Source organism: Synechococcus sp. R55.3 (genome assembly GCF_047461975.1).
Taxonomy (GTDB): domain Bacteria; phylum Cyanobacteriota; class Cyanobacteriia; order Thermostichales; family Thermostichaceae; genus Thermostichus.
In genome coordinates this window covers 14,116-16,743 of record NZ_JANSIG010000072.1, presented here as the reverse complement: position 1 = coordinate 16,743, position 2,628 = coordinate 14,116, and the positions used below count along the sequence as shown (strand labels likewise).

Sequence of the window (2,628 nt, the reverse complement as noted above, 5' to 3'; positions counted from 1 at the left end):
TTCTATCATAACTTCCGCATTCCTCCCGACACTGACCCTACGGGTACAGTGCGGGGCTCCTGCGATTTCTAGCTGAAGATGGTATCCATACAGACGGTAAAAATACGGGATCCTTTGAAGTTTCGGGAGGAGTGAAGCAGATGTGGTCTAGGGTTACTTCGCGTCGTGTTGCCCAATCAATTGCGGTGCTAGTTTTTGGTTTGGTGCTTTTGGTTTCTCTGCAAGGGCGCGGCTCCAGAAGAACTCTTTTGCCAATACTTACACCTGTGCCCACACCGACCCCGACTTCAACACCCACAGCCACGCCAACACCGACGCCCACGCCGGGAGGCTGTGATCCCAACGCCAACCTGATCCCAGTTGGCACTGTCCAGGGCACTGGCTTCACTTCCCCCCTGGTGAACCAAACAGTCACGGTTTCTGGAATCGTAGTAGGAGACTTTGAAAATGAGGGGGTGGCTGGCCAAACCTATCTCCAGGGCTACTACCTACAAGATGATGGTGACGGGAATCCCGCCACATCAGATGGCATCTTCGTTTTCAGTGGCACAGCTAATAACGTCAGGCTTGGGGATAGGGTTCAGGTGACCGGAACGGTTGCTGAGTTCCGCCAGCAAACCCAGCTCTCCAACGTCACCAGCTTTACTGTCTGTAGCTCTGACAATCCGTTGCCGGCCCCAGTGCAGATCTCTCTACCGCTGACTGCGGAGCAAAGGGAAGCTCTGGAAGGAATGCTGGTCACATTTGGAAATCAGCCCCTGTTTGTAACCGACTCCTTCTTGCTGGGACGCCACGGGGAGCTGAGTGTGGCCACAGAGCGGTTGTTCACTCCTACGCAAATTGCGGCTCCCAGCCAGGCAGCTGCCATTCAAGCGGAAAACGACCGAAAGCGGATTCGCATTGATGACCGGCTGCTCACCCAAAACCCAGATCCGGTTATCTACCCCACTCCGGGTGACCTGAGCGCGGCTAACACTGTGCGCGGCGGCGATCGCGTCAGCAACATCACCGGGATCATGACCCAGTTGCGAGGCCGGAATGTCAGTGGCGATGTGGATGCGACCATCGACTACCGTATCCACCCCAATGATCCCAACAACTTGCCCAGGTTTACAGCCACCAACCCTCGCCCGCAAAACCCACCCTCAGTAGGGGGCTCCCTGAGGGTAGCTAGCTTTAACCTGTTCAACTACTTCAACACCTTCGGCAACGCCTGCTTCCCCAATAACTCCTCCTGTCGGGGAGCCAGCAACGCCACCGAGTTCACCCGCCAGCGGGATAAGCTCATCGAGGCTATTCGCCGCATGGATGCCGATATCGTAGGCCTCAACGAGTTAGAAAACGATGGATACGGTTCGAATAGTTCCATTCAGGATTTGGTGAACGGGCTCAACCAGGTCATGGGGGCAGGAACCTACGCCTTTGTGAATGTTGGAGTGCCCAACCTGGGCGGCGATGCCATCACCAACGGCTTTATCTACAAGCCAGCTACGGTTGAAATTGCCCCCGGCACTAACCCGGCCTTCCTGGACACAGGGGAATTCACCCAAGGCCCCGGACGCTTCCATCGTCCTCCTCTGGCTGTAACCTTCCGGCAGCGGAGCAACAACGCCACCTTCACTGTTGTGGTCAACCACTTCAAGTCCAAGGTTTCTCCCTGCGATCCTATTGACAACGATCCCTTCCAAGGCAATTGCAACGGCAACCGCACCCGGGCCGCTCAGCAACTCTTGAGCTGGCTCGCCACCAATCCAACTGGCTCCACCGATCCGGATGTGTTGATTATGGGGGATCTCAACTCCTACGCTATGGAGGATCCGATCAAAACTCTGGAGGCGGGCGGGTTCATCAACCTCAATGGCTCCAACAGCTACTCCTTTAGCTTCCAAGGACAGTGGGGATCTCTGGATCATGCCCTGGCCAACAGCAGTCTGAGACCCCAAGTTACAGGCTCAGCTAAGTGGCACATCAACGCTGATGAGCCCGTGAGCTTGGACTACACCCTGAGCTTCAAGAGTCCCTCTCAGCAGAGCCTCTTCTACGCCAGCGATCCCTTCCGCTCTTCCGACCACGATCCGGTGCTCGTTGGCTTGAACCTGACTCCGGCCCCAACACCGACGCCGACGCCCACACCGACACCGACGCCCACACCGACGCCGACGCCCACACCGACACCAACTCCTCCTTCCGTTAACCTGCCTTTGACTGAAGGCTTTGATAACTGCAACCCTGCTCCAGCCGGCTGGCAGATTGTGGATGTGGACGGCGACACCAGTCGTTCCTGGCGTTGTGTCAACTCCCTTGCCGAGGCCAACGCTTTCAACGGTCAGCAACCGGGTAATGACTGGCTGATCACTCCTCCTCTGAACCTGGCTTCCGTCAGCAACCCAGTTCTGACCTTCCGCAATCAGAGTTCTTTTAGCGATAACGGCCTTCCTCCTTCGCAACAACTAAGCGTTCTTTACTCCACCAACTACAGCGGTGCAGGCACTCCAGCGGCAGTGAATGCAGCCACTTGGACTGCTCTGACGATTCCCACTCTCTCTACGGGCTCTACGGGCAGCTTCGTCGACTCCGGCCCGATTTCTCTGGCTGGGATCCAGCCTTCCAACCGTGTTTACATTGCCT

Annotated in this window: 1 protein-coding gene; it reads left to right on the top strand. The window is 56.6% G+C overall.

Annotation, left to right across the window (positions count from 1 at the left end; genetic code table 11):
• Nucleotides 1–140: 140 nt before the first annotated feature.
• A partial coding sequence (locus tag NW849_RS11060) for an ExeM/NucH family extracellular endonuclease (protein WP_414357681.1) occupies nucleotides 141–2,628 on the top strand: 2,488 nt, incomplete at its 3' end.